Raw genomic sequence first — 244 nt, forward strand, 5'->3', positions numbered from 1 at the left:
AAGTAGTAACCGTATTTCCACTCGCATCTTTCGCGGTAATCGTAATCGAATTACTCGTTCCTGCCGTTTGAGAAGCGGAGCCTGTCACTACCAATTTCGTAGCTGCACCTGGATTAACCGTGATACTTGAACTGGTAGCTGCTGTTCCTGAAGTTGGAGTGAAGGTAAAGGTTCCTGCTCCTGAAGTTCCCGTGAATTTCAAGCCTAAGCTTGTCAAGTTCGCTACTCCACTCGTAAAGTCGCC

At 47.5% G+C, this 244-nt stretch carries 1 protein-coding gene; it reads right to left on the reverse strand.

Annotated elements, in window-relative coordinates; all coding sequences use genetic code 11:
- Positions 1–244, reverse strand: a 244-nt coding sequence (locus tag EWU23_RS13920; protein WP_166233212.1) for a hypothetical protein, incomplete at both ends; no start/stop codon positions are given.

This window comes from Aquirufa beregesia (assembly GCF_011090385.1).
Classification (GTDB): Bacteria; Bacteroidota; Bacteroidia; order Cytophagales; family Spirosomataceae; genus Aquirufa; species Aquirufa beregesia.